At 58.6% G+C, this 24,963-nt stretch carries 20 protein-coding genes; 13 read left to right on the top strand and 7 right to left on the bottom strand.

All coding sequences use genetic code 11. The annotated features are described in order from the left end of the window. The first annotated feature begins 30 nt into the window (after window positions 1-30). Together gyrA and ACR0AJ_RS07600 are read left to right on the top strand one after the other, a co-directional pair. The gene (gyrA, locus tag ACR0AJ_RS07605) at window positions 31-2,757 is read left to right on the top strand and encodes a DNA gyrase subunit A (RefSeq protein ID WP_480740502.1); all 2,727 of its coding nucleotides are present in this window, start codon (window positions 31-33) and stop codon (window positions 2,755-2,757) included. Window positions 2,758-2,949: 192 nt separating this feature from the next. Further along, window positions 2,950-3,393 carry a hypothetical protein gene (locus tag ACR0AJ_RS07600; RefSeq protein ID WP_217353357.1) on the top strand — a complete coding sequence of 148 codons (444 nt, stop codon included), beginning with the start codon at window positions 2,950-2,952 and terminating at the stop codon, window positions 3,391-3,393. Window positions 3,394-3,480: 87 nt separating this feature from the next. On the opposite strand, the gene ACR0AJ_RS07595 is transcribed toward ACR0AJ_RS07600, so the two are convergent. The 3 genes from ACR0AJ_RS07595 to ACR0AJ_RS07585 form a co-directional block, all read right to left on the bottom strand. After that, window positions 3,481-4,950 carry a carboxypeptidase M32 gene (locus tag ACR0AJ_RS07595; RefSeq protein ID WP_480662535.1) on the bottom strand — a complete coding sequence of 490 codons (1,470 nt, stop codon included), beginning with the start codon at window positions 4,948-4,950 and terminating at the stop codon, window positions 3,481-3,483. Window positions 4,951-4,955: 5 nt separating this feature from the next. After that, window positions 4,956-6,101, bottom strand: coding sequence for a heme A synthase (ctaA, locus tag ACR0AJ_RS07590; protein ID WP_480636816.1), 1,146 nt, complete (start codon window positions 6,099-6,101; stop codon window positions 4,956-4,958). Between the two features lie 62 nt (window positions 6,102-6,163). Next, window positions 6,164-6,907 carry an RNA methyltransferase gene (locus ACR0AJ_RS07585; protein ID WP_170348861.1) on the bottom strand — a complete coding sequence of 248 codons (744 nt, stop codon included), beginning with the start codon at window positions 6,905-6,907 and terminating at the stop codon, window positions 6,164-6,166. A gap of 154 nt (window positions 6,908-7,061) precedes the next feature. Here ACR0AJ_RS07585 and ACR0AJ_RS07580 point away from each other — a divergent pair, with 154 nt between their 5' ends. The 4 genes from ACR0AJ_RS07580 (at window position 7,062) to ACR0AJ_RS07565 (ending at window position 10,268) form a co-directional block, all read left to right on the top strand. Further along, window positions 7,062-7,679 carry a thiamine phosphate synthase gene (locus tag ACR0AJ_RS07580; RefSeq protein WP_170348862.1) on the top strand — a complete coding sequence of 206 codons (618 nt, stop codon included), beginning with the start codon at window positions 7,062-7,064 and terminating at the stop codon, window positions 7,677-7,679. A 45-nt stretch (window positions 7,680-7,724) separates the two neighbouring features. Beyond that, window positions 7,725-8,618, top strand: coding sequence for a PfkB family carbohydrate kinase (locus ACR0AJ_RS07575; RefSeq protein ID WP_170395950.1), 894 nt, complete (start codon window positions 7,725-7,727; stop codon window positions 8,616-8,618). Next, window positions 8,615-9,526 carry a pseudouridine-5'-phosphate glycosidase gene (locus ACR0AJ_RS07570; protein ID WP_480740500.1) on the top strand — a complete coding sequence of 304 codons (912 nt, stop codon included), beginning with the start codon at window positions 8,615-8,617 and terminating at the stop codon, window positions 9,524-9,526. The genes ACR0AJ_RS07575 and ACR0AJ_RS07570 overlap by 4 nt, the downstream gene beginning before the upstream one ends. Before the next feature lie 64 nt (window positions 9,527-9,590). Further along, window positions 9,591-10,268 (top strand): DUF502 domain-containing protein, encoded by a 678-nt coding sequence (locus tag ACR0AJ_RS07565; RefSeq protein ID WP_170348865.1) that lies wholly within the window; start codon window positions 9,591-9,593, stop codon window positions 10,266-10,268. On the opposite strand, the gene ACR0AJ_RS07560 is transcribed toward ACR0AJ_RS07565, so the two are convergent. Together ACR0AJ_RS07560 and ACR0AJ_RS07555 are read right to left on the bottom strand one after the other, a co-directional pair. Beyond that, the gene (locus ACR0AJ_RS07560) at window positions 10,269-11,294 is read right to left on the bottom strand and encodes a patatin-like phospholipase family protein (protein WP_480740498.1); all 1,026 of its coding nucleotides are present in this window, start codon (window positions 11,292-11,294) and stop codon (window positions 10,269-10,271) included. A 15-nt stretch (window positions 11,295-11,309) separates the two neighbouring features. Further along, complete coding sequence (locus tag ACR0AJ_RS07555; RefSeq protein ID WP_480740496.1) at window positions 11,310-12,083, bottom strand: 3-hydroxybutyrate dehydrogenase; 774 nt, start codon at window positions 12,081-12,083, stop codon at window positions 11,310-11,312. 293 nt (window positions 12,084-12,376) lie between these two features. Here ACR0AJ_RS07555 and ACR0AJ_RS07550 point away from each other — a divergent pair, with 293 nt between their 5' ends. Next, on the top strand, window positions 12,377-14,191 hold the full coding sequence (locus ACR0AJ_RS07550) for an extracellular solute-binding protein (RefSeq protein WP_170358705.1): 1,815 nt from the start codon (window positions 12,377-12,379) through the stop codon (window positions 14,189-14,191). A gap of 540 nt (window positions 14,192-14,731) precedes the next feature. Further along, window positions 14,732-14,968 carry a hypothetical protein gene (locus ACR0AJ_RS07545; RefSeq protein WP_170348869.1) on the top strand — a complete coding sequence of 79 codons (237 nt, stop codon included), beginning with the start codon at window positions 14,732-14,734 and terminating at the stop codon, window positions 14,966-14,968. Here the strand turns inward: ACR0AJ_RS07545 and ACR0AJ_RS07540 are convergent. Next, complete coding sequence (locus tag ACR0AJ_RS07540) at window positions 14,957-15,580, bottom strand: helix-turn-helix domain-containing protein (RefSeq protein WP_170348870.1); 624 nt, start codon at window positions 15,578-15,580, stop codon at window positions 14,957-14,959. The genes ACR0AJ_RS07545 and ACR0AJ_RS07540 overlap by 12 nt on opposite strands. Before the next feature lie 65 nt (window positions 15,581-15,645). Here ACR0AJ_RS07540 and ACR0AJ_RS07535 point away from each other — a divergent pair, with 65 nt between their 5' ends. The 5 genes from ACR0AJ_RS07535 (at window position 15,646) to ACR0AJ_RS07515 (ending at window position 21,496) form a co-directional block, all read left to right on the top strand. After that, window positions 15,646-17,163 carry a class I adenylate-forming enzyme family protein gene (locus tag ACR0AJ_RS07535; RefSeq protein WP_480646872.1) on the top strand — a complete coding sequence of 506 codons (1,518 nt, stop codon included), beginning with the start codon at window positions 15,646-15,648 and terminating at the stop codon, window positions 17,161-17,163. Then, complete coding sequence (locus ACR0AJ_RS07530) at window positions 17,160-17,819, top strand: DsbA family oxidoreductase (protein WP_170348872.1); 660 nt, start codon at window positions 17,160-17,162, stop codon at window positions 17,817-17,819. Before ACR0AJ_RS07535 ends, ACR0AJ_RS07530 begins: the two co-directional genes overlap by 4 nt. 75 nt (window positions 17,820-17,894) lie before the next feature. Then, window positions 17,895-19,103 (top strand): multidrug effflux MFS transporter, encoded by a 1,209-nt coding sequence (locus tag ACR0AJ_RS07525; protein WP_170348873.1) that lies wholly within the window; start codon window positions 17,895-17,897, stop codon window positions 19,101-19,103. 57 nt (window positions 19,104-19,160) lie between these two features. Continuing rightward, a complete protein-coding gene (locus ACR0AJ_RS07520; RefSeq protein WP_480740495.1) occupies window positions 19,161-20,825 on the top strand; it encodes a tetratricopeptide repeat protein in 1,665 nt (554 codons plus the stop codon). Next, the gene (locus ACR0AJ_RS07515; protein WP_480740493.1) at window positions 20,822-21,496 is read left to right on the top strand and encodes an SH3 domain-containing protein; all 675 of its coding nucleotides are present in this window, start codon (window positions 20,822-20,824) and stop codon (window positions 21,494-21,496) included. The genes ACR0AJ_RS07520 and ACR0AJ_RS07515 overlap by 4 nt, the downstream gene beginning before the upstream one ends. On the opposite strand, the gene mfd is transcribed toward ACR0AJ_RS07515, so the two are convergent. Then, the gene (gene mfd, locus ACR0AJ_RS07510) at window positions 21,493-24,948 is read right to left on the bottom strand and encodes a transcription-repair coupling factor (RefSeq protein ID WP_480740492.1); all 3,456 of its coding nucleotides are present in this window, start codon (window positions 24,946-24,948) and stop codon (window positions 21,493-21,495) included. The genes ACR0AJ_RS07515 and mfd overlap by 4 nt on opposite strands. Window positions 24,949-24,963 lie beyond the last annotated feature (15 nt).

Genomic DNA, 24,963 nt, shown 5'->3' with positions numbered 1-24,963 from the left:
TAGACCCAAAACAAAACACGGGCAGTTTACGTGAGCGATACGCCAGATATTCCTGAAAACATGGACGAAACCCCGCCCGAGCGCCCCGTTTATGACGGCCCGACGGTGTCCATCGAATCCGAGATGCGCACGTCCTACCTGGACTATGCAATGTCGGTCATCGTCAGCCGCGCGATCCCCGATCTGCGCGACGGGCTGAAGCCGGTGCATCGCCGCATTCTGTATGCAATGCACGAAACCGGGAACACACACGACAAGGCCTATCGCAAATCGGCCCGCCCGGTTGGCGACGTTATGGGTAAGTACCACCCGCACGGTGACAGCGCGATCTATGATGCGCTGGTGCGGATGGCGCAGGATTTCTCGATGTCGCTGCCGTTGCTGGATGGTCAGGGCAACTTTGGCTCGATGGACGGCGATAACCCGGCGGCCATGCGCTATACCGAAGTGCGCATGGACAAGCCTGCCGCGTCCCTGCTGGCCGATATCGAAAAAGAGACGGTCGATTTCCAGGACAATTATGACGGCAAGGACCGGGAACCGACCGTCCTGCCCGCCCGTTTCCCGAACATGTTGGTCAATGGTGCTGGTGGTATCGCCGTGGGCATGGCGACCAACATCCCACCGCACAACCTGGGTGAAGTAGTTGACGCCACACTGGCACTGATCGACGACCCGGACCTGACGTCCGAGCAGTTGATTGAATACGTACCCGGCCCCGACTTCCCGACCGGCGGCGTCATGCTGGGCCGCTCGGGTGCGCGCAAAGCCTATCTTGAAGGTCGCGGCAGCGTCATTATCCGCGCCAAGACCCGCGTGGAAGAACTGCGTAAGGATCGTTACGCTATCGTCGTCGATGAAATTCCCTATCAGGTGAACAAGGCCGCGATGATCGAAAAGATCGCCGAAGCAGTGCGTGAGAAGCGCATCGAAGGCGTGGCCCATGTACAGGACGAATCCGACCGTAACGGTGTCCGCGTTGTAGTCGAACTGAAACGCGATGCGACGCCCGAGGTGGTGCTGAACCAGCTTTACCGCTTCTCGCCGATGCAAACGTCCTTTGGTTGTAACATGCTGGCCCTGAACGGTGGTCGGCCTGAACAACTGACCCTGCGCCGGTTTCTGACCTCGTTCATCGATTTCCGCGAGGATGTCGTTGCCCGCCGCACCGCCTATGACCTTCGCAAGGCGCGGGAACGCAGCCACATCCTGTGTGGTCTGGCCGTGGCCGTTTCCAACGTGGACGAAGTTGTTGCCACCATCCGGTCATCCGCGGACGCAGCCGAGGCGCGTGAAAAGCTGATGACGCGCCGTTGGCCTGCCGCTGAGATCGAGGGTTATCTGCGACTGATCGATGATCCTCTGTCCAAGATGAACGACGACGGCACCTATAACCTGACCGAGGTTCAGGCCCGCGCCATCCTCGACCTGCGCCTCCAGCGCCTGACCCAACTGGGCGTCAAGGAGGTCACGGACGAGTTGGAAGAACTAGCAGGTAAGATCAAGGAATATCTGGATATTCTGTCCTCGCGCGAACGCATCATGTCGATCATCGGCGATGAGTTGCGCAGCGTGCGCGAACAGTTCGCCGTTCCCCGTCGCACCGAGATCGTCGACTGGTCCGGCGACATGGAAGACGAGGATCTGATCGAACGCGAAGATATGGTCGTGACTGTCACCTCTGGCGGGTACATCAAACGTACCCCGCTGGCCGATTTCCGCGCGCAGAAACGCGGCGGTAAGGGCCTGTCGGGCATGCAGACCAAGGAAGAGGATGTTGTTACCAACCTCTTCGTAGCGAACACGCACACACAGCTGCTGTTCTTCACCACCGACGGCATGGTCTATAAGCTCAAGACCTGGCGCCTGCCACAATCGGGCCGGACCGGTAAGGGCAAAGCCATCGTCAACATCCTACCAATCCCGACAGGTGTTTCCATCGCGGCGATCATGCCCGTGGATGTGCCGGATGAAGAATGGGAAAACCTGCAAATCGTCTTTGCCACCAGCGCCGGGGACGTGCGCCGCAATGCGCTGAGCGACTTCACCAACGTTAAGCGCAACGGTAAGATCGCGATGGACCTGCCCGAGGATGTGGAACTCGTGAACGCGCGCATCTGCTCGGAAGAGGATGACGTCATGCTGGTCACCAACTCCGGCCGTGCGATCCGCTTCCAAACCACCGATGTGCGGGTCTTCAAGGGCCGCAAGTCGACCGGTGTGCGTGGCATCAGGCTAAGCAATGGCGACCGCGTGGTGTCGATGTCGGTGATCCGCCATTTCGAGGCTACGTCGGACGAACGCGCCGCCTATCTGAAAATGCGCCGCGCCGTGGCCGGCCTGACCGAAGAGGCCGAAACCAATGACGAGGATGGCGACGCGCTGGCGACCATCAGCCAGGAACGCTATGCCCAGATGTCGGCCGCTGAAAATCTGATCCTGACCATCACAGCAGGCGGTTCGGGCAAGCTAAGCTCCAGCCACGATTACCCGGTCCGCGGACGCGGAGGCATGGGGGTTGCGGCCATGGACAAGGCAATGCGCGGCGGAGAGCTGGTGGCCTCGTTCCCGGTTGAGATCGACGATCAGATCATGCTGGCCACCTCCAAAGGCCAATCAATCCGGGTTCCCGTCGAAGGCATCTCGTTCCGGTCGCGCAGCGCGGGCGGTGTGAAGGTGTTCAACACCGGTAAAGGCGAAGTGGTCGTCAGCGTCGCCTGGATCGCCGATCAAGGCGACGAAGAGGCCGAGGGATAAGATTACAACAAAGGCCCCAGAGCGCAGTGTTTTGGGGCCTTGGATTTTGTTTTCGCCAATATTCTCTCAAAATGTGGCAATCAACGGTCTGCCCAATAGAACGATCAAATCGGCGCTGGTTTCTGTATTTCCTAAAAATCGCTATTCTATGACCAAGGATATTTGAAACAGCAGTTTCAAGAGGTCGTTTTAATGCGAATTTTGTTCAAACAAAGTTTAGTTGTCTTTTGGTTTCTCTGGTGGACATTCGCGTTTTTGACCGACTTCATCGGCGGGCTAGAGCTGCTGGGGGTGACTTCAACCCCTTGGTTTGACGGTCACAACTTTCCGTTTCTGCAAAAAACGCTGGCGCAGTTTGGTGCCTCTACTGCCGTTGATGTAATTTTATTTGTCGGGATCATACTGTGGCTATTTCTTTCGACGCTGCTATTTGCGTTCGCGTCATTTACCCCGTATTCCCAGACGGATCGCTGGCAGAAGAGGGTCGACGCAGCGTTTATCGTATCGCTAGGATTGTGGCTTGCTTTTTTTCTGGCGGATCAGACGGTCATGAATTTTGATTTGGAAGAAAACCATATGGTTCAGGGGAGCTTTCAATTACTATGCTATCTGACCATCTACCTACTGCCTGATTAGCAATGCTCGGTTCCTATGGGCTGCTTTAGGCAAAGAACTGGCAACGCGGCACACATGTGACAACCAGTTTGGCCGGAAATTGTGCGTTCAAAGATTGTAGAGCGTACCAAATTTCTGTTCCAAATACGCCAACAACGGTTCCGGTCCCGGTTCAATCCCGCTGGCGCGTTGGATAGTCTCGCGCGGGGTGAAGAGCCCGCCAAAACGCTGTAGGTTCTCGCACAGCCAACTGGTTGCGCCTGACGTGTCGCCCCTGATCAGTTGCGCATCCAAATCAGGAACCGCAGCGCGCAACGCTTGATACAGACATCCGGCATAGACATTGCCCAATGAATAGGTCGGGAAATAACCAAACAACCCGACCGACCAGTGGACGTCCTGTAAACACCCGTTCGAAGGTCGGTCGACCTCATATCCAAAATCGGCCTTGAATCGGTCGTTCCACGCCGCTTCCAGATCGCTGACCTGAAGGTCTCCGGCCATTAGGGCGCGTTCAAGGTCAAAGCGCAGCATGATGTGCAGGTTGTATTGCACCTCGTCCGCCTCGGTCCGGATATAGCCTTTGTGTACGCCGTTGACCGTGGCATAGAACGCATCGGCATCCGCGACATCGAAATCACCGAACGCGTCAACCATTTGATTGTAAAGCCACTCCGTGAACGCCCGAGATCGGCCCAGCTGGTTTTCATAAATCCGGCTTTGACTTTCATGCACGCCCATCGACACGCCCTGCCCCAGTGGTGTCAGCGCATAGGCCGGGTTGATACCCTGTTCATAGGCGGCGTGGCCGACCTCATGAATGGTTGAGTAGAAACAGTTGAACGGGTCGGTCTCGCTGGTGCGAGTGGTGATGCGCACATCCAGGCCACTGCCCGAACTGAACGGATGTACTGCCTTGTCCACCCGCCCAGTATTCAGATCGTACCCGAACGTGGTCGCCAGTTTCTGCGACAATTGCATCTGTATCTGTTCGTCGAATTTTCCGGTCAGAGCGTGCGGCGCTGGTTTATCCAAAACGGCCGCGCGCAGGGCCACAAGACGAGGGCGCATCTGATCGAAAATCTCGGCGATTTGTGAACCGGTGGTATAGGGTTCGTAGTCTTCAACCATGGCGTCATAGACATCACCACCCTGCGCCAGTGCAACGCCTTCTTCACGCTTGAGGGCAACGACCTCCTCGAGAACAGGCAGAAAGGTAGCCACATTCTCGTCTGAACGGGCTTGCGCCCAAGTTCCCTGGGCTGCTGACGTCACGCGCGCAATGGCCTTGGCCAGATCGGCTGGCACTTTTGCCGTCCGCTCGTAAGTTCGACGGATATCGCGCAATTGGGCGCGGGCCACGTCGTCTTGTGGGTCGGCTAGCTCCAACCACTCAGCCACGCGCGGGTCAGAACGGCGGGCATGCAGAACCGCTTCGATCGCGGCCATTTCCTCAGCCCGTTGCGGGGCCGCGCCGCGCGGCATCACCGTTTCCTGGTCCCAGCCCAGCCGCCCGGCGATTTGCCCGAGGGCCGACGTTTCGCGTTGGAAGGCCATCAGGTCATCATAGGCAGTCATCAGGGTCATGCTCCGCGGATTGAGGTGGCGATTGGATATGCTGTCAGGAAACGTGCGCGCAGGATCAGGGTCCAAACAACAACGGCCATGAACTGGTGGAAGATGGCGATCTGCCAGGGGGCCGCGTAGATCACCGTCATAATCCCGACCACCACCTGCAGCGAAAGCGCCGCAAAAGCTGCATTGAACGCAAACCGCGTTTGCGGATGCGCGCTGGTGCTGCCGCGTCTCCAGACAATGATGCCGAAGATAAACAGAAGATAGCCAGCACAGCGGTGAATGAACTGCACCAGACCGGGGCTTTCAAAGAAATTGCGCCACATCGGTTCAAGCATCGTCGCGTCAGGCGGCAACAGTTGACCACCGATCAGGGGCCAATCGGTATATGATCTTCCAGCGTCTATGCCTGCCACAAGGGCGCCTATGAGTATTTGTAGAAAGGCGAAATGCATCAGCCCGGTCGATAGCGAGAACAGTTTGCCCTCTTTCGCGCGGCGGGCCTGCATCAGGTCACGCTCCTCGCGCCCCAGCTCAAAGATGTACCACGCAAGGAACCCGAGGATAACGAAGGCCAGACCCAGATGGACTGCCAGGCGATAGCTGGCAACGGCCGTCATCCCCTCGCCCTGCGTCACGCCCGAGGCAACCATCCACCAGCCAACCGCGCCCTGAACACCGCCCAAAGCGCCTGGAATCAGCAGTTTACCGGTCCACCCGGTCGGAATTTTCCTAGCCAGCAGGAAGCCAAAGAACCCAAGTGCCCAAACTAGACCGATCACCCGGCCCAGTTGACGGTGACCCCACTCCCACCAGTAAATGGATTTAAAGTCATCAAGCTCCATCCATTGGTTCTGAATGCGCCATTGATCGATCTGCTTGTACTTTTCGAACTCGGCCTGCCAATCGGCCTCGGTCATTGGTGGGATGGCCCCAGTGACCGGGCGCCATTCCGTTATCGACAGTCCGCTATCGGTCAGGCGTGTCAGGCCGCCTACGGAGATCATGACAACGACCAGCGCGAACAGGATCATCAGCCAGACGCGAATTGCCCCGCGTGCGCCGCCACGACCACGGTCAATCATGCCCGGTTGAACGGCCTGTTGTTTTTCTGTGTCTGAGACGTCTTCGAAGATGCTGCGCTTACCGCTCATGCTGTCCTCTTGTGCCTTGGATTTCGTCGCAAGCTAGGGTGAAGGGGGGCTAAGGTCCAGCCTCAGCCTTTATCCTTCCAACGGACCATCTGACGCATGATCCCGTGCAGCATCTGCACATCCGCGCGCGTCATCCGCATCCGAGACCACAGATTGCGCAAATTGGTCTTCATGCCTTCGGCCTTTTCGGGTGGATAGAAAAAGCCCGCCTCGTCCAGCCGGTCCTCGTAATGTTCGACCAGTTTTTCGACCTCGATCCCCGTGGCCCAGTCGCCTTTGCCCAGATCGGTGGCTTCGTGCACCACATCGCCTGTCTGGCGCATCCACTCATAGGCGGTCAACAACACGCATTGGCCAAGGTTCAGCGAGGCATATTCCGGGTTTACCGGAACCGAGATAATGGCATTTGCCTTGGCGATATCTTCGTTTTCCAATCCTGCCCGTTCCGGTCCGAACAAGACCGAGACCTTTTCACCAGCCGCCACTTTCTCGGCCGCGATCTGCATCGCGCGTTCGGGGCTGTAGACCGGTTTGGTCAGACCACGCTGGCGCGCGGTGGTTGCAAAGACAAAGGTGCTGTCGGCCAGCGCGCCCGCAAGGTCATCGAACAGCTGCGCTTCGTCCAGCAAGCGCCCCGCCCCGCTGGACATTGCCACCGCCTTGGGGTTTGGCCAACCGTCGCGCGGTGCGACGATCCGCATCCGGTCCAGCCCGAAATTCCACATCGCCCGCGCGGCAGCGCCGATGTTTTCACCCATCTGAGGGCGGACGAGCACAAAGGACGGCTGGGATGTATCGCTGGGCATGGTTGTCTCCGGAAAACTTGGCTTGCTGTAATCGGCGCGATGGCGCAGGGCAAGGCATCCGATTGGTCAATTACGCCTTAAACCGGCATAAAAGTTTGCTTCCCCGGCACAATCCGCTAAACCGCGCGAAAGACTGAAAGCTAAGGACGCGCCAATGGACACCCCCGAGCAGCCGCAGATTTACCTGATCACCCCTCCGACCATCTCATTGAGCACGTTCCCCGACCAGCTTAGCCGCGTTCTGGACGGTGCCGAGATTGCCTGCATCCGACTGGCTCTGGCAGGCAATGACGAAGACGCGATCTCGCGCGCTGCTGATGCTTGTCGCGAGGTGGCCCATACCCGTGACGTGGCGCTGGTCATCTCGAACCATGTTCTGCTGGCGCAACGGTTGGGGTTGGACGGGGTGCATCTGGACGACGCCGCACGTTCAGTGCGCGCCGCGCGCAAGGAGTTGGGCGCGGATGCCATTGTTGGCAGTTTTTGTGGCGCGTCCAGCCATGATGGCATGACCGCTGGCGAAGCTGGCGTAGATTATGTTGCCTTTGGCCCGGTCGGCGCGTCAACGCTGGGGGACGGAACTACGGCTGAAAAAGACCTGTTTCAGTGGTGGTCTGAGATGATCGAGGTTCCTGTTGTGGCCGAAGGTGGCCTGACGCCTGAGCTGATCCGCGACCTGACCCCTTGCACTGATTTCTTCGGTATCGGGGATGAGATCTGGTCGCAAGAAGACCCGCTTGCCGCGCTTAAAACTCTTACCGATGCGATGTGAGCGTTAACCCTTGCACCCAACTCGGGGCTGCGGCATGACACGGGCATGACTCAGAACAGCGAAATCCTGTGTATCGGCTCGGTCCTGTGGGACATAATCGGGCGGTCCGCCAGCGCCATGCGTCAGGGCTCGGACGTGCCGGGGCGGATCACCCGCCTGCCCGGCGGAGTGGCCATGAACATCGCCATGACACTGGTGCGCTTCGGTATGACACCGACCCTTCTGACAGCCATTGGTCGCGACCCCGAAGGCGACGAGCTGGTCAACGCCTGTTCGCGGCTGGGCATGGTCACGGACCACATCTATCGTTCGCAGGATTTGCCGACAGACAGGTACATGGCCGTTGAAGGGGCCAACGGCCTGATCGCGGCAATTGCTGACGCGCATTCGCTTGAGGCCGCCGGGGCGAAAATCCTGCGCCCCTTGATGCATGGGCCGCTGGGGTATGAGAACACTCCGTTCCAGGGTCCCATCGCATTGGACGGCAATCTGACGCTGACCCTGTTAGAAGAAATCGCCCAAAGCCCCGCCTTTGCGCGTGCGGACCTGCGCGTGGCCCCGGCCTCGCCCGGCAAGGCCGAACGTCTGCTGCCGTTCCTGAAACACGCTCGCGCCACGCTTTATGTGAACCTCGAAGAGGCCGGCATCTTGTGCCAGCGCGAATTCACCGATTCTGAAGGCGCTGCCAAGGGTTTGCTGGACCGTGGCGCGCTGCGGGTGCTGGTCACGGACGGCGGCAACTCGGCCACCATTGGCAGCGCTGACGAAATATTGACCCAAACACCCCCCTCCGTTCTGGTCACCCGTGTGACCGGTGCGGGCGATACTTTCATGGCAGCGCATATCGCGTCCGAGGCCAACGGTGCGTCCAATGACGAAGCCTTACGCCGCGCCCTGCATGCCGCCGCAACCTATGTTTCCGGAGAAACACCACTGTGATCGACATCCAATATTCCGCCGAGGTCCGCGCCGCCAAAGATGCAGGTCAGCCCATCGTTGCGCTGGAAAGCACCATCATCACCCATGGTATGCCCTACCCTCAGAATATCGAGGTGGCGGCGCAGGTTCAGCAGGACGTCCGTGACGCTGGCGCGGTTCCTGCAACCATGGCCGTGATCAAAGGCAAACTGCACGTGGGCCTGGAAGACGACCAGTTGAAAGCCTTGGGGCAGGCCCAGGGCGTCGCCAAGATCTCACGCGCGGACATGGCGGCCTGTATGTCGTCCAGCGGCACCGGGGCCACGACAGTGGCCGCCACGATGATCGCCGCGCGCTATGCCGGGATCGAGGTTTTTGCGACCGGTGGCATCGGTGGTGTGCATCAGGGGGCCGAGACCTCGTTTGACATCTCAGCCGATCTGCACGAATTGGCGCAGACACCCGTTACTGTTGTTGCAGCCGGTGCGAAAGCCATCCTGGATCTTGCTAAAACACTTGAAGTGCTCGAGACATTGGGCGTTCCGGTTATCGCGCATGGACAGGACGAATTCCCGGCCTTTTGGTCCGCCAAGTCCCCCTATCCCGCGCCCTTGCGCATGGATAGTGCCGAAGACATCGCCAAGGCCCACGCCACCCGTCGCGCGCTTGGCCTGCCCGGGGGTCAGCTGGTTGCCAACCCGATCCCGGACGCCGATCAAATCCCGGCCGAGGAACTGGCCCCCATCATCGCTGCCGCCCAATCCGACGCGGATACGCACCGGATCACCGGCAAAGGCGTCACGCCATACCTGCTACAACGGATCTATGAACAGACCGGGGGCCGCTCGCTGACCGCAAACATTGCGCTGGTGCGCAACAATGCCCGTCTAGCCGCCGGTATCGCGATTGCTTTGACCAAATCCGCCTAGAGCTACCCTATTGTACCAAGACGCCGGACTGCTTAACTAAATCGGCAAACCAATCAGGATCGCAATGAACACACCGTTTGACGAAGAACCCCACCGCGGACCGGGCCTGTTTTCCCGGCTGCGCGCGTCTTTTCTGACGGGCATCGTTGTCATTGCGCCTGTCTGGCTGACGATCTGGTTGATTTGGTCCGTCGTGGGCTGGATCGACAGTGCTGTCCTGCCGCTGATCCCACAACAGTTCCAGCCCCAACAATATGTAGGCATCAACCTGCGCGGCGTCGGCGTCATCATCTTTCTGGTGTTCACTGTTCTGGTGGGCTGGGTCGCCAAGGGGATTCTGGGGCGGTCCTTTATTTCCTTCACCGAAAGCCTGGTAGAACGGATGCCGGTTGTCCGCTCGATCTATTCCGGGATCAAGCAAATATCCGAGACAGTCTTTGCCCAGACAGAAAGATCTTTTGAAAAAGCCTGCTTGGTGCAATATCCACGCCGCGGTATCTGGGCTATCGGCTTTGTATCGACCACTGCCAAAGGCGAGGTCACCCAGCGCGCCGAAACCGCGGGCGAATTGCTGAGTGTTTTCATCCCGACCACGCCAAACCCGACCTCGGGGTTTTTGCTGTTCTTTCCTGCCGAAGACGTCATTCTGCTGGACATGACTATCGAGGACGCGGCCAAGCTGGTGATTTCTGCCGGTCTGGTTTACCCCAACGGCAAAGATCCGACGCTACCGCCTGAGTGATCAGCCAAACATCTCGGGCAGATTGACAGTACTTTTCTGCCCCAAATCGCCCTTGTTGTCCGAAAGGAACCGATGCGCAGCCGTGCGCCCGGCCTCTTTCAACTTGTGCAGAACAACCGGGTTCGGCACCGTCTTAGTTGCCACCGACAGATCGTTCATCAGCGCGTCATCGGCGATCATGTGAACCAGAACCCGGTTCATCTCACCCGCTTTCAATTTGCCTTCGGCCAACAAGCGCTGCACGAAGCTGATCGCGCGCAATTCGCGGAACAGGGATGAGTTAAAGCTGATCTCGTTGATCCGGTTCTGGATTTGTTGCGGCGTTTTCGGCACCTCTTCCCGCTCCAGCGGGTTGATGTTCACGATCACCACATCATCCGGCAGATCGGTGTTGAACAAGGGGTACAGCGCCGGGTTCCCGGTATAGCCGCCATCCCAATACGCTTCGATCCGGCCCGAATTGGGATCAAAAATCTCAACTGCCTGAAACAGGTTCGGCAGGCAGGCCGATGCTAAAATCGCATCGGTCGAGACCTCATCCCCGGTAAAAACACGGATCTTGCCACTGCGCACGCAGGTGGCGCAGACGAACAAACGCGGTCCTTCATCGGCGCAAATTTCCTTGAAATTTAACCGGTCCACCACCGGTTCCAGCGGGTTGCGATAAAACGGACCATAAGCATAGGGCGATACCAGCCGCGACCATGCATCACCCACGGAAAACGGCAGGGAATACTCCATGGCATGCGCAATCTGAGCGGGCTCAAGTGCCTGCATCCAATTGGCAAGGCGCATATCGCCGACGGCCCCCATGCGCGCCCACAGCCCATCAAGGCTGGCCCGCGCGCCGTCACGTCCATCGCGTACCATGCCGGATTTGAACGCAGCCCCGTTCAGCGCCCCGGCCGAGGTGCCGGTGATTGCCGCGACCTCGATATCATCCTCGTCCAGCAACCGGTCCAAGACACCCCAGGTAAAGGCGCCATGCGCGCCGCCGCCCTGCAGTGCCAGATTGATGCGTTTCATTACCTGCCCCCTGACTTACAGAGCCGTCCAGCCCCCATCCACCGAGATTGCCGTTCCGGTGATCTGCGCGGCGGCATCCGAACACAAAAAGACCGTTGTACCGCCCAGTTGCTCGACCGTTGCAAAAGCTTTCGAAGGCTGTCGTTCCAGCATGACGTTCTTGATCACGTCCTCGCGGCTCATGCCGTATTCTTTCATAGTGTCGGGAATCTGCGCCTCGACCAGCGGAGTCAGCACGTAGCCCGGGCAAATCGCGTTACAGGTTATCGGTTCCTGCGCGGTCTCCAGCGCTACGGTTTTGGTCATCCCAACCACACCATGTTTGGCCGCGACATAGGCTGCTTTGAAAGGCGACGCCGTCAGCCCGTGGGCCGAGGCGATGTTCACAATGCGCCCCCACCCGGCCTGGCGCATCATCGGCAGAGCCGCTGCCATAGTGTGATAGGCCGAGTTCATGTTGATCGCGATGATTGCATCCCATTTGTCGACCGGGAACTGATCAATCGGTGAGACGTGTTGAATGCCTGCATTGTTCACGAGAATGTCACAGGCACCCGCTTTTTCGATCAGGGCACGGCATTCGTCCCCCTTGGACATGTCCGCCTTGATGTAACGCGCGTTGGTTCCGGTTTCCTGCGAAATCTCGGCGGCCAGCGCGTGATCCTCATCCCGGTCGGTGAACGAGTTCAATATTACGTTGGCCCCAGCCTTGGCCAATTCGCGGGCAACACCCAAACCGATCCCTGAATTCGACCCTGTGATGATCGCCGTTTTTCCCACCACGCTCATGAGCTTTCTCCGTCAACATCTGCTTTGACCGCACAGTGCCATGCTGCAACTGCAAAGGAAACGGGGAAACATATGGGTTCTGCATCCGGGGGCAAAACGCCTCAAAAAAAACGCCCGCACGAAGCGGGCGTTAAGTTATTGAGGCAGGTTTCATACAGGCAAGAAACCTATCGAGCAGTGCATCCTTTATAAGCAATTCCTTGCATCCGTCCAAGCTAAAAGTTTGAAAATAAGAAAAATCATCGATACGGTGAATCCCAACAAAATAAGGCCAGAGCAGGATTGTTTCCAAAATGCGCCCCAATTTTCTACGCCCCGTTCGCCCTGTGATCGCGGGAATCACCTTTATTTTTGCTGTCACAATCGCTCATGCAGAATCGGCCCATGGCATAGCTATGTACGGCGACCCTGCCCTACCACCGGATTTTGTGTCCCTGCCCTATGCCAATCCCGACGCGCCCAAAGGCGGCAAGGTTGTATTCGGAAACACCGGCGGCTTTAACAGTTTGAACCCGTTTGTGCAAAAAGGCAGCTCGCCATGGCAATTGCGATTTTGGACCCATGAAAGCCTGATGGGCCGGTCCTGGGACGAACCTTTCACTCTTTACGGGTTGTTAGCCGAATCAGTTGAGACTGCACCGGACCGCTCTTGGGTGGAATTTACCCTGCGTGAGAACGCCCAGTTTTCTGACGGAAATCCGGTGACCGTAGATGATGTGATTTGGTCTTATGAAACTCTGGGCACCGAAGGTCATCTGCGTTACCGCGGTTTGTGGGGCAAGATCGACAGCATCGAACAGACCGGCCCCCGCACGGTGCGGATCACTTTCAACGAACCCGACCGGGAATTGGCACTGATCGCCGGGCTGCGTCCGATCCTGCAAAAAGCACAGTGGGAGGGGAAAGATTTCGCCAACGCCGCGCTGCAGGACGTTCCCATCGGGTCGGGGCCGTACGTGATCGATAGCTATGAGGCGGGCCGCTATGTGAATTTGCGGCGCAATCCAGACTATTGGGGGGCTGACATTCCGTTCCGGCGCGGGACCATGAACCTGGATGACATAAGGATCGAGTTTTTTGGCGACGGCACCGTCCTGTTCGAGGCGTTCAAGGCCGGTGAACTGACCGCGGTGCGCGAATTCAACGCCGACAAATGGAACACTCAGTACGATTTTCCTGCCGTTCAGCGCGGTGATGTGGTCAAGACCGAAATCCCGCACGGCAAACCCTCGGGCATGACCGGGTTTGTCATGAACACCCGCAAGGCTCCTTTCGATGATTGGCGAGTCCGCGAGGCGATGCTGCTGGCGTTCAATTTCGAATTTATCAACGATACGATCACCGGCAGCGCCCAACCACGGATCACTTCGTATTTCTCGGGCTCTGACCTGGGCATGCAACCCGGCCCGGCCACTGGGCGTGTCGCCGAGCTGCTGCAACTTTATGCCGACGACCTTCCGCCCGACGCGCTTGAAGGTTATGCCCTGCCCGTCGGCGACGGTTCGGCCCGGAATCGCGCCAATATTCGCAAGGCCAACAAGCTGCTGGCCGAGGCTGGCTGGACCATTCAGGACGGCGTGCTGCGCAACCAGAATGGTCAGGACTTTGCCATCACCGTTCTGCTGCAACAGGGCGATAGCGAAGGACAAACGGCCATCGAAATCTACACCCGCGCGCTTGAGCGTCTGGGCATCAAGGTCAATGTCGAACAGGTAGACAGCGCGCAATTTGTCGGCCGCAATGCCGAGTTTGATTTTGACATCACGTTCCTTCGCCGTGCGCTGTCTCTGTCTCCGGGCAATGAACAGCGTCTGTATTGGGGCAGCGAAAACGCGGATGTACAGGGCACGCGCAACCTGATGGGTGTCGCCTCACCCGCTGTGGATGGGCTGATTGACGCTATGCTGGCCTCGGAAAGTCACGAGGATTTCGTGGCCGCCACCCGCGCGCTTGATCGGGTTCTGACTGCTGGTCGCTATGTCATTCCGATCTGGAACTTCGACGTCGGGCGCATCGCCCATGCCAAAGAACTGAAGCAGCCTCGGACCTTGCCGATCTATGGCGACGGGCCCGAGTATATGCCGCAGGTTTGGTGGTACGAAGAGTGACCAAATAAGCCCCGCTGCCGCATTAATCCGCTGTAGGTTGTTTGGTGCTTTGGTGCTTTGGATCTGAAGATTTGGCCCCAAAGGACGGCTCTGCCATAACGCCGCAGCCTTCGGCGGATTTCGGCACATGGCGCAAACCACACTACATCTTGGGGTATTCGAACTAAGTTTCGCCACAATTTGCAGTCGCCCCCAAATTCCAGCTTAACTAAAAAAAACACCCACAAGGGGCTTTACTGAACATATCTGTACGATATAGCCTAATGTCATTTAAACGTGCTGTTTGGCCGGATTAATTCTGATTATTTCGCTAGATAGCTTGTCATGCAGCGCGTCACCCTTGGATTTTGCGGACCGGCCTCCACTCACTCCAACCTCAGGTCCGTAGGCCCGTTGCGTATCGTGCGTAACGGGCCTTTTTGACGTGGCGTCAGTGCCGCTCAGGTGCGACATTTTGTCATGCGCATCGACTCCCGCCATCTCCGTACCCTGATGAAAGGGCCGAGCAGCCGTGAAACCCGAATTACGGAAAGCTGACTGATGTTGAACTGGACTGACCTGCTGCAAGACTGGGATGCTATGTATTCCCGCGCTAAACGGCGTTTTCCGAATCTGCGCGATCAGGACAAGGTGCGGCTGAGTAAAGATCGAAAAGGGTTCGAAGCCTACCTGGCCGAACGCCACCACCTGACCGTAAATGAAGCCCACGAAGAACTTGAGGATTTTCTATTCACCGAAGGACTGAACCGCGAGTTCAGCCGCTCCTTAAGCAAGTGACGTTACCCACAGGATCGTCGCATCTTCGTCACTGACGGAAATTACGTTGTGACCCATACTGGCGTCGTAATAAGCGCTGTCGCCACGGCGCATTTCGACGGGTTCATAGAATTCGGTGTACAGCTTCACAACCCCGGTCAGCACATACAGGAATTCTTCGCCGTCATGGCGCACCCAGCCGTCAAATTCGTCCATTGAGCGCGCGCGCACGCGAGCCCGATAGGGCAGCATCTGCTTTTTCGTCAGGTTTTCGGCCAGCAACTCGTGCTCGTATGTTCCCGTCGGATGTTCAGCGCCTTCGCCCATGCGGGTGATTGCCATCCGACCGATCACCTGATCACGCTGTGGCGGGGTGAACAGCTGTGGCACCGAAATTTCCAACCCGGTCGCCAGCTTTTTCAGCGCGTCATAAGTGGGCGACATCTGCCCATTCTCGATCTTGCTGAGGGTCGAGCGCGCAAGCCCCGCCTGAGACGCCGCTTGTTCCAGCGTCCAGTTCCGCGCCTTGCGCAGTTGACGCACGCGCGCACCCAGATCAAGTGGTTCGGGATCGGTGTGCTCACCCGAGTCACGTGCAATTCGGATCAGAGATGGCTGTTCATTAGTACTCATGCGCCAATCTATAGGACCAGCCCGCCCGGCTTGCAACGCGCCAAGCGCCGCGATAGCCAGTGGCCATGCTTTCTGTTTTCGATCAGGGGCCGCCTCCGGCCTGCCCCGCACCATTCAATCTGGCCGCGCACGTTCTGCGGCACGCGGATGACCACCCGGACAAAACCGCTTTGTCGGTTTTAGGCAATGACGGGGCGCGGGATTGGACCTATGGCGTATTGAAATCGGCCATTCTGGGCACCGCCACCGGGCTGTTGAAGACCGGATTGAATCCCGGAGACATTGCGTTGATGCGACTGGGGAATACGGTTGATTTCCCCATCGCCTATCTTGGGGCCATAGCTGCCGGGATCGTGCCGGTTCCCACCTCGTCACAGCTGACCGAGCCCGAAACCGTGCGCATGATTTCTGATCTGCAACCCACAGCCATTCTGCGCGACCCAGCCGTCGCCTGCGCCAATCATCCGTTGCAGATTACGCTGGACGATCTGTCGGGGATGCGCGCACTGCCCCCTGCCGAGTTCCAACTCGGTGACCCGCACCGGTTGGCCTATGTCGTCTATACCTCTGGCACTTCTGGTAAACCACGCGCTGTGGCCCATGCCCACCGCGCCATCTGGGCGCGCCAGATGATGGTGGATGGCTGGTACGGGTTGCGGGATACGGACCGTCTGTGTCATGCCGGGGCGTTCAACTGGACCTATACTCTGGGCACCGGGCTGATGGATCCCTGGTCGATCGGCGCGACCGCGTTGATCCCCGATCCAGGCACCGACCCTGATGCCCTTCCAGAGCTGTTAAGACAAAATCGGGCAACGATCTTTGCTGCCGCGCCCGGCGTGTTTCGCAAATTGCTTAAATCCGCCGTTGATCTGCATTTACCGGACCTGCGTCACGGCCTGTGCGCAGGCGAAAAGCTGTCGCGGCACCTGCACGCGCAATGGAGCGACCTGACCGGGACAGAATTGTACGAAGCCTTCGGTATGTCCGAATGTTCGACCTTCATCTCGTCCAGCCCTGCACATCCGGCGCAGGGCGAGGCGTTGGGGCAACCTCAACCGGGTCGCCGGGTGGCGATATTGGGGCCGGACGGGCCGGTTCCGCGTGGCCAAGAAGGTACCATTGCCATCCACCGATCCGACCCCGGTCTGATGCTGACCTATCTGAATGCACCTGACGAGGCCAAGGCCCGCATGCAGGGCGACTGGTTTCTGACCGGTGATCAAGGGGCCATGGCGATGGACGGACAGATCACCTATCTGGGCCGCGACGACGATATGATGAACGCGGGTGGCTATCGCGTGTCCCCGGTCGAGGTTGAGGCCGCCCTAACCAAATTCCCCGGCATCGCGCAAGTGGGTGCAGCGGCAGTTGAGGTTAAACAGGACACATTCGTGATAGCCGCTTTCTATACCGGTCCGGAAAAGCTGGACGAAGACGCTTTGCAAACCTATGTGGAGGCAAATCTGGCGCGCTACAAACAGCCACGCGCGTTCATTCACCTGCCCGAGCTGCCAATCGGTGGTAATGGCAAACTCCTGCGTCGGGCGCTCCCGGCCTATTTCAAGGCGAATACACCATGACTCAGACCGTCAAACTCGACATCATGTCCGATCCGATCTGCCCATGGTGCTATATCGGCAAAACCCATCTGGACAAAGCTCTGGCCGCTATCCCGGACCACCCGTTCGTTATCGAATGGCATCCGTTTCAGTTAAACCCCGACATGCCGAACGAAGGCATGGATCGCCGCGAATATCTGGAGCGCAAGTTCGGCGGCAAAGACGGTGCCGTGCGCGCCTATGCCCCGGTGGTTGAGCATGCGCAGAATGCCGGGCTGAGCATCGACTTCGAAGGGATGAAACGCACACCTAACACGTTGGACGCGCACCGCCTGATCCACTGGGCCGGGATCGAGGGCAAGCAAGACGCAGCCGTAAACGCTCTGTTCGATGCATATTTCGTGCAGGGACGTGATATTGGCGATCACGAAGTGTTGGCCGATATCGCCGACAGCATCGGCATGGACGCAGCTGTGGTATCGAAACTGCTGAAATCCGACGCTGATCGCGAGGATATCCGCACCCGCGACACCCATTCGCGACAGATGGGGGTAAATTCTGTTCCTACCTTCATTGTGGCCAACCAGCACGCGGTTCCGGGCGCACAACCCCCTGAAATGTGGGAAAAAGTAATCGGTGAGATTATGTCTCAGCTTGAGGCTTCCCCTGCAAAATAGCACAGGTCCCTGTGCAGCCTGCCCCCTAGCGCCACCTGAAAAGCCGTGATAGCGCAATCAGGTCAGGAGGGCGCCATGGCCAATCGCATGTCTTCGGGAGAGTTCATCGCACTTGTCGCAATGATGTTTGCGACGATTGCGTTTTCGATCGACTCGATGCTGCCTGCTTTGCCCGAGATCGGCGCGCAGCTGAGCCCCGATGATATCAACGACGCTCAGTTGATCCTGACCTCATTTGTTCTGGGTATGGGCATCGGGACATTCTTTGTGGGTCCATTGTCCGACGCGTTTGGGCGCAAGCCAGTGATCTATGTCGGCTCGGCGTTGTACATCTTGTCGGCAGCCGTGGCCTGGGCCAGTTCTTCGCTGGAACTTCTACTGTTCGCGCGGGTGGCACAGGGCATCGGCTGCGCCGCGCCGCGTGTGGTCGCCATGGCGATCATCCGAGACTTGTACTCGGGCCGGGAAATGGCGCGGATCGTCTCTATCGCCATGATGATCTTTACGCTGGTGCCTGCCGTCGCCCCGATGCTTGGGGCCGGAATGATCGCCATCGCGGGATGGCGTGGCATCTTTGTTTCGTTCATCCTGTTCTCGGTGATCACCGTGATCTGGCTGGGTCTGCGCCTACCAGAATCGCTGAGGCCGGAAAACCGTCGCCCACTGCGCCTGCCCTTGATGACCGCGGCCGCACGCGAGATGTTCGCCCATCCCACGGTGCGCGTATCAATCTTTGTGCAATCCCTTTGCCTTGGCATGTTGTTCACTATGCTGACCATGGTGCAGCCAGTTTATGACGTGATCCATGACAGCGCCGACAGCTTCCCGTTTTGGTTCGGCTTTGTGGCTTTGATGGCGGGGTCTGCCAGCCTGTTGAACGCCGCGCTTGTGATCCGCGTGGGGATGCGGCGGCTGGTGACATGGGCCCTTGGCGCGCAGATCGCCATCACGATTGGCGTCATCACGCTGAACATGATGCCGCTTTCGGCCAATCTGAACTTTGCGGTGTTCGTCTTCTGGCAGACCTCGATCTTTTTCATGGCTGGCATGACGATGGGCAACCTGAACGCCATCGCAATGGAGCCAATGGGCCATATTGCCGGTATGGCAGCGTCGGTCATCGGCGCGTTTTCGACCGTTCTGGCCGCCGCTATCGCCGCCCCGATCGGTCAAATGTTCGATGGCTCGCTATATCCGCTGACCACCGGCATTCTGGTGATGAGCGTGGCCGGTTTCGGACTGATGCTGCATATGGGCCGGATCGAAAACAGACTGCCTGCCTGACCTGTGCAGCCCGGGTGAATCACGCTAATCTTTCCCCGACCCGAGGGGAGATTTTCAATGAGCGACTATTACGATCTGGGCACATATTCCTGTCCGGTCAGCACGACCTCAGCCGAGGCCCAGCTTTGGTTCGATCGGGGGCTGGTTTGGACCTATGGCTATAACCATGACGAGGCCGTTGTCTGTTTCCAACGCGCTGCCGAGCATGACCCGAACTGCGCCATGGCCCATTGGGGCATCGCTTATGCCGCCGGTCCGAATTACAACCTGCCCTGGGATTTACGCGACGCGCGTGGTCAGCAGAAAGCGCTCGCGCAAGCCTATGACGCGACACAGCAAGCGGTGGCCCTGTTGGACACCTGCACCCCCGTTGAACAGGCGCTGATCCACGCCCTGCCCGCCCGTTACCCTCAACGCAATCCGATCCCGGATATGAACAGCTGGAACCACGATTTTGCAGATGCCATGCGCGCAGCCTTTACCGACCAACCCGATCACTTGGATCTGCGCACGATATATGTTGAGGCGCTGCTGAACCTCACCCCCTGGCAGATGTGGGATCTGAAGACCGGAAAACCTGCCGAAGGTGCCGCCACGCTTGAGGCGCAGAAGGTTCTTGAGGACGCGATGGCAAATGATCCCGCAGCCATGTCGCACCCGGGTTTGCTGCACCTCTATGTCCACCTGATGGAGATGTCTCCGACCCCCGAAAAGGCATTAAAAGCCGGGGATGTTCTGCGCACGCTGGTGCCGGATGCGGGCCATCTGGTGCATATGCCCACCCATATCGATGTGCTGTGCGGGCACTACCACAACGTCGTTTATTGGAACGAAAAGGCCACCATAGCCGATCTAAAATATTACGAGCGCGAAGGCGCGTTCAACATCTATACCGGTTATCGTCAGCACAATTACCATTTCGCCATCTACGGGGCGTTGTTCCTGGGCCAGATGGAACCGGCCCTGCGCGCCAATCAAGGCCTGTGGGACACCACCCCCGAAGATATGTTGCGCATCGAAAGCCCGCCCATGGCGGATTACTTCGAAAGCTACATGTCCATGGGGCCGCATATCCTGATCCGTTTTGGCCAGTGGGAGGAAGCCAAGGCACTGAAACTGCCCGCAGACCCCGACCTGTATCGCACGTTGACCGCCACCATCCACTATGCTCGCGCCATCGCCCATGCTGCAACCGGTGACGTCGCCGAAGCCGAAGCTGAGGAACAACTGTTCCTGTCGGCCAAGGCCTGCGTGCCCGAAACACGCCTGCTACACAACAACCGCGTCGTTGACCTGCTTGAAATCGCGCGGGAAATGCTGAGTGGAGAGATTGAGTATCGCAAGGGCAACAACGATATCGCTTACGCCCATCTGCGACGCTCGGTCGAGTTGGATGACACGCTGCCCTATGACGAACCGTGGGGCTGGATGCAGCCAACCCGCCATGCATTAGGGGCGTTGTTGTTTGAACAAGGTCACGTAACCGAGGCTGAAGCGGTCTATCGCGAAGACCTTGGCTTGGGCGGCACCCTCAGCCGTGCTTCGATCCATCCGGACAATGTTTGGAGCCTCAAAGGTCTGCATGACTGCCTGAAGGCGCGCGGCGAAAGTGTTGAAATCGCTCAAATCAAACAACGTCTTGATTTGGCTCTGGCACGTGCCGACCGCGCGGTCGGAGCATCCTGTTTCTGCGCCCAAGCCGCGATGAGGGCCGCCGAATGAGATACGCGCTACTGCTGGCTGCCGTGATCTGCGGCCCAGCACTTGCCGACCGTCAATCCTTTCCACCGGTCGATCAGGCAGACCGTGATCCATCGTTGATCGCCTTTCGCGAGGCATTATTGGACCAAGTGGCTGCACGGGATACCGACGCTGTGGTTGCGGCGTCCTGCCCCGATATCTACCTAAGCCATGGCGGTGAAGGCGGCCCCGAGGAATTACGTTCCAATCTGACCCTCGACCCGGAAGCCCTGTCGGAAGAACAGCGTGAAAACGCGGATGCGTTACGCGCGCAATACTGGTCTGACCTGGAAACCACTTTGTCTCAGCCCGGTTACTTCGACGAAGAAGGCGAGTTCTGGATGCCGCATCAATGGCAGATCACCCTGCCCGCCTCGCTGGACCCAGAGTTGGCGTTCTTTGTCAAAGGTTCCGATGTATCTCTACGTCAAAGACCGGATCGCAACTCGTCCATTATAGGCCTGATCAGCCACGAAATCGCGATTATACGTGACTATCAAGACGGTGCCGAATATCAGCGCGTCCTGCTGACGGACGGCACGCAAGGTTATATGCACGCCGATTTTCTTTGGCCCATGACCGGCCACCGTGCCGCGTTCGTCAAGTCAGACGCGGGCGACTGGCAGTTGTGTACTTTTGTCAGCGGAGACTAGACCTTCGCCTTTTTCTTCTCGGCCACAACCTTTTCCGCCAGATCGCGGGCGATGGCAAAGGCCCCCTTGATCTTGTCGCTGTCCTTTTTCCAGTCGCGGCGCACGACGATCTTGTTGTCCTTGACCTTGGCCAGCCCGCGCTGGTTCTGGATGAACTCGACCAACCCCTGAGGCGAGGCAAACTTGTCATTGTGAAACTGGATCGTCGCACCCTTTGGTCCGCCGTCCAATTTGGCAATGCCCGCACGTTTGCACATCGCTTTGATACGCACGACCAGCATCAGGGTGTTCACCTCTTTTGGCAGCGAACCAAAGCGGTCAATCAACTCGGCCGCAAAACCTTCAAGTTCAACCTTGGTCGAAAGCGAGGACAAGCGGCGGTACAGCCCCAGGCGCACATCCAGATCGGGCACATAATCCTCGGGGATCAGAACCGGGACGCCCAGATTGATTTGCGGGGCCCACTGGTCGTCTGCGTCCGATAGACCCTCCATCTCACCGGCTTTGATTTTGGCAATCGCCTCTTCCAACATGGATTGGTACAGCTCGTAGCCCACGTCGCGCATCTGGCCCGACTGTTCCTCGCCCAGCAGATTGCCGGCACCGCGAATGTCCAGATCCTGCGATGCCAGCGTGAACCCCGCCCCCAGTGTATCAAGAGAGCCTAGAACCCGCAGGCGTTTCTCGGCGGTGGCCGTCAATCGCTGGCGCGGTTTGGTGGTCAGATAGGCATAGGCGCGGGCCTTTGATCGCCCCACCCGTCCGCGGATCTGGTAAAGCTGCGCCAGACCGAACATATCTGCGCGATGCACGACCATTGTGTTGGCCGTCGGAATATCCAGCCCACTTTCCACAATCGTCGTTGCCAACAGCACATCATACTTCCCGTCATAGAAGGCATTCATGCGGTCATCGAGTTCGCCCGCCGCCATTTGCCCATGCGCGACAACGTAAGTCAGTTCCGGTAGTTGGTCCTTCAGGAATTCCTCAATCTCGGGCAGGTCCGAGATACGCGGGACGACATAGAAACTTTGCCCGCCGCGATAATGTTCGCGCAGCAGCGCCTCGCGCACCGTGACCGCATCGAATTCGCTGACATAGGTGCGGATGGCCAGACGGTCGATGGGCGGCGTGCCGATGATTGACAGATCACGCACACCTGTCAGCGACAATTGCAGCGTCCGCGGTATCGGCGTCGCGGTCAGGGTCAGTACGTGAATGTCCGAGCGCAGTTGTTTGAGGCGCTCTTTGTGACCCACCCCGAAATGCTGTTCCTCATCGATGATCAGCAGTCCGAGGTTGTTGAACCGAATCCCCTTGGCCAGCAGCGCATGGGTGCCGACCACGATGTCTACCGTGCCTCGCGCCAACCCATCGCGGGTTTGTTGCGCCTCTTTCGCCGAGATAAAACGCGACAGCTGCCGAACCTCTAGCGGAAAGCCCCGGAACCGTTCCTTAAACGATGCCGCGTGCTGTCGGGCCAGCAGCGTCGTAGGGGCCACAACGGCCACCTGCACGCCCGACATCGCGGCGACAAAGGCAGCACGCATGGCGACCTCGGTCTTGCCAAAGCCGACATCGCCGCAAATCAGACGATCCATTGGCGCGCCCGAGTGCATGTCTTCCATCACATCGGAAATCGCGCGCAGCTGATCATCAGTTTCCTGATACGGAAAACGCGCGCTGAACTCCTCCCACGCATGGGGCGGCGGGTCCATCACTGGAGCTTTACGCAGCGCCCGCTCAGCAGCGATGCGGATCAGCTTGTCCGCCATCTCGCGAATGCGCTCTTTCAACTTGGCCTTTTTGGCCTGCCATGCACCGCCGCCCAGACGATCCAGAAGACCTTCGTCGTGCCCGTATTTCGACAGCAGCTCGATGTTTTCGACCGGCAGGTACAGCTTGGACTGTTCGGCATATTCCAACAAAAGGCACTCATGGGCTGCGCCCGCCGCCGTCACGACCTCCATCCCCATGTAGCGGCCAATCCCGTGGTCCACATGCACCACAAGATCGCCGGGTGATAGCGATTGGGTTTCGGTTAGGAAGTTCTCGGCCTTTCGGCGTTTCTTGGGTTGGCGGATCAGGCGGTCGCCCAGAACATCTTGTTCAGCGATCACCGTCAGATCCGACGTTTCGAACCCATGCTCCAACGCCCAAACGGCCAGGTGCAGCCCGCGTTTACCGATGCGGGTACCGTTGGAAACAGGGATCGCCTCAGCCAGACCTTCGTCTTCGATCAATCCGGTCAGGCGTTCACGCGCACCTTCGGAATAAGACGCGATCAGGACCGGCCCTTTGTCCATCTTGTCTGTGATATGACTGGCCAGCGCGCCAAAAAGGCTGATGCTTTCCTGCTGTCGTTCGGGTGCAAAATTCCGCCCGATCCGTCCACCAGCGTCGATCACGCCGGGGCCGCTGGCCTGCGGCAACGGGCTGAATTGCAAAACGCGCCGATCACCCACCGCCTGCTCCCATGCAGCATCGTCCAGATACAACAATCCGGGCGGCGTAGGTTTATAGACCGTGTCCATGCGCGAGCGGTTTTCCAGCGCCAACCGCCGAGTTTCGTACTGATCCTCAATCGATTCCCACCGGGCCAAGCGCGCGGGCGTGACCTGATCGTCCAACGAGATCGTGGCACCAGGCAGATAGTCGAACAGCGTTTCAAGCTTTTCGTGAAAAAACGGCAACCAGTGTTCCACGCCTTGATGCTTGCGGCCAGCGCTGACCGCCTCGTACAGCGGATCATCGGTGCCCGCCGCGCCGAATTCGATGCGGTAGTTCTGGCGGAATCGTGTGATGGCGGCGTCATCCAGAATGACCTCGGACACCGGGGCCAGTTCAACCACGTCCAACTTTTCGGTCGTGCGCTGCGACACTGGGTCAAACCGGCGCGCACCGTCCAGCACATCACCGAACAAGTCCAGCCGAACCGGGCCGGATTCGCCCGGAGGGAAGATGTCGATAATGCCGCCGCGGATCGCGTAGTCTCCGGGTTCCATAACCGTCGGGCTTTGCGTGAAACCCATGCGCACCAAAAAGTTCCGCAATGCTGTTTCGTCGACACGGTGGTTGACCCGGGCAGTAAACGCGGCCTCACGCAGCACATCGCGCGCTGGCACTCGTTGGGTCGCGGCGTTTAGCGTGGTCAGCAACACAAACCGTTCGGGCATCTGATGCACCAGCGCGGCCAGTGTTGCGACCCGCGCCGCAGCGATATCCGCGTTCGGCGACACCCGGTCATACGGAAGGCAATCCCAGCCGGGGAAGACGAACACCGGCATGTCCGGGGCGAAAAAGGCAAGTGCTGCCCGCATTGCCTCCATCCGCTTGTCATCGCGCGCGACGTGGCAAACCGGCCCGGCGGATCGCGTGATCTCGTTCAGGACAAGCTGTGCGTCAAACCCCTCAGGGGCGCCGCCGACTGTTACGTGGTTCGGAGCCGTCATTGCCTCGCCTTTCCG

This window comes from Ruegeria sp. CJ9 (assembly GCF_056536625.1).
Note: the sequence above shows the minus strand (reverse complement) of the source record. Positions and strands in the feature narration are given on the sequence as shown.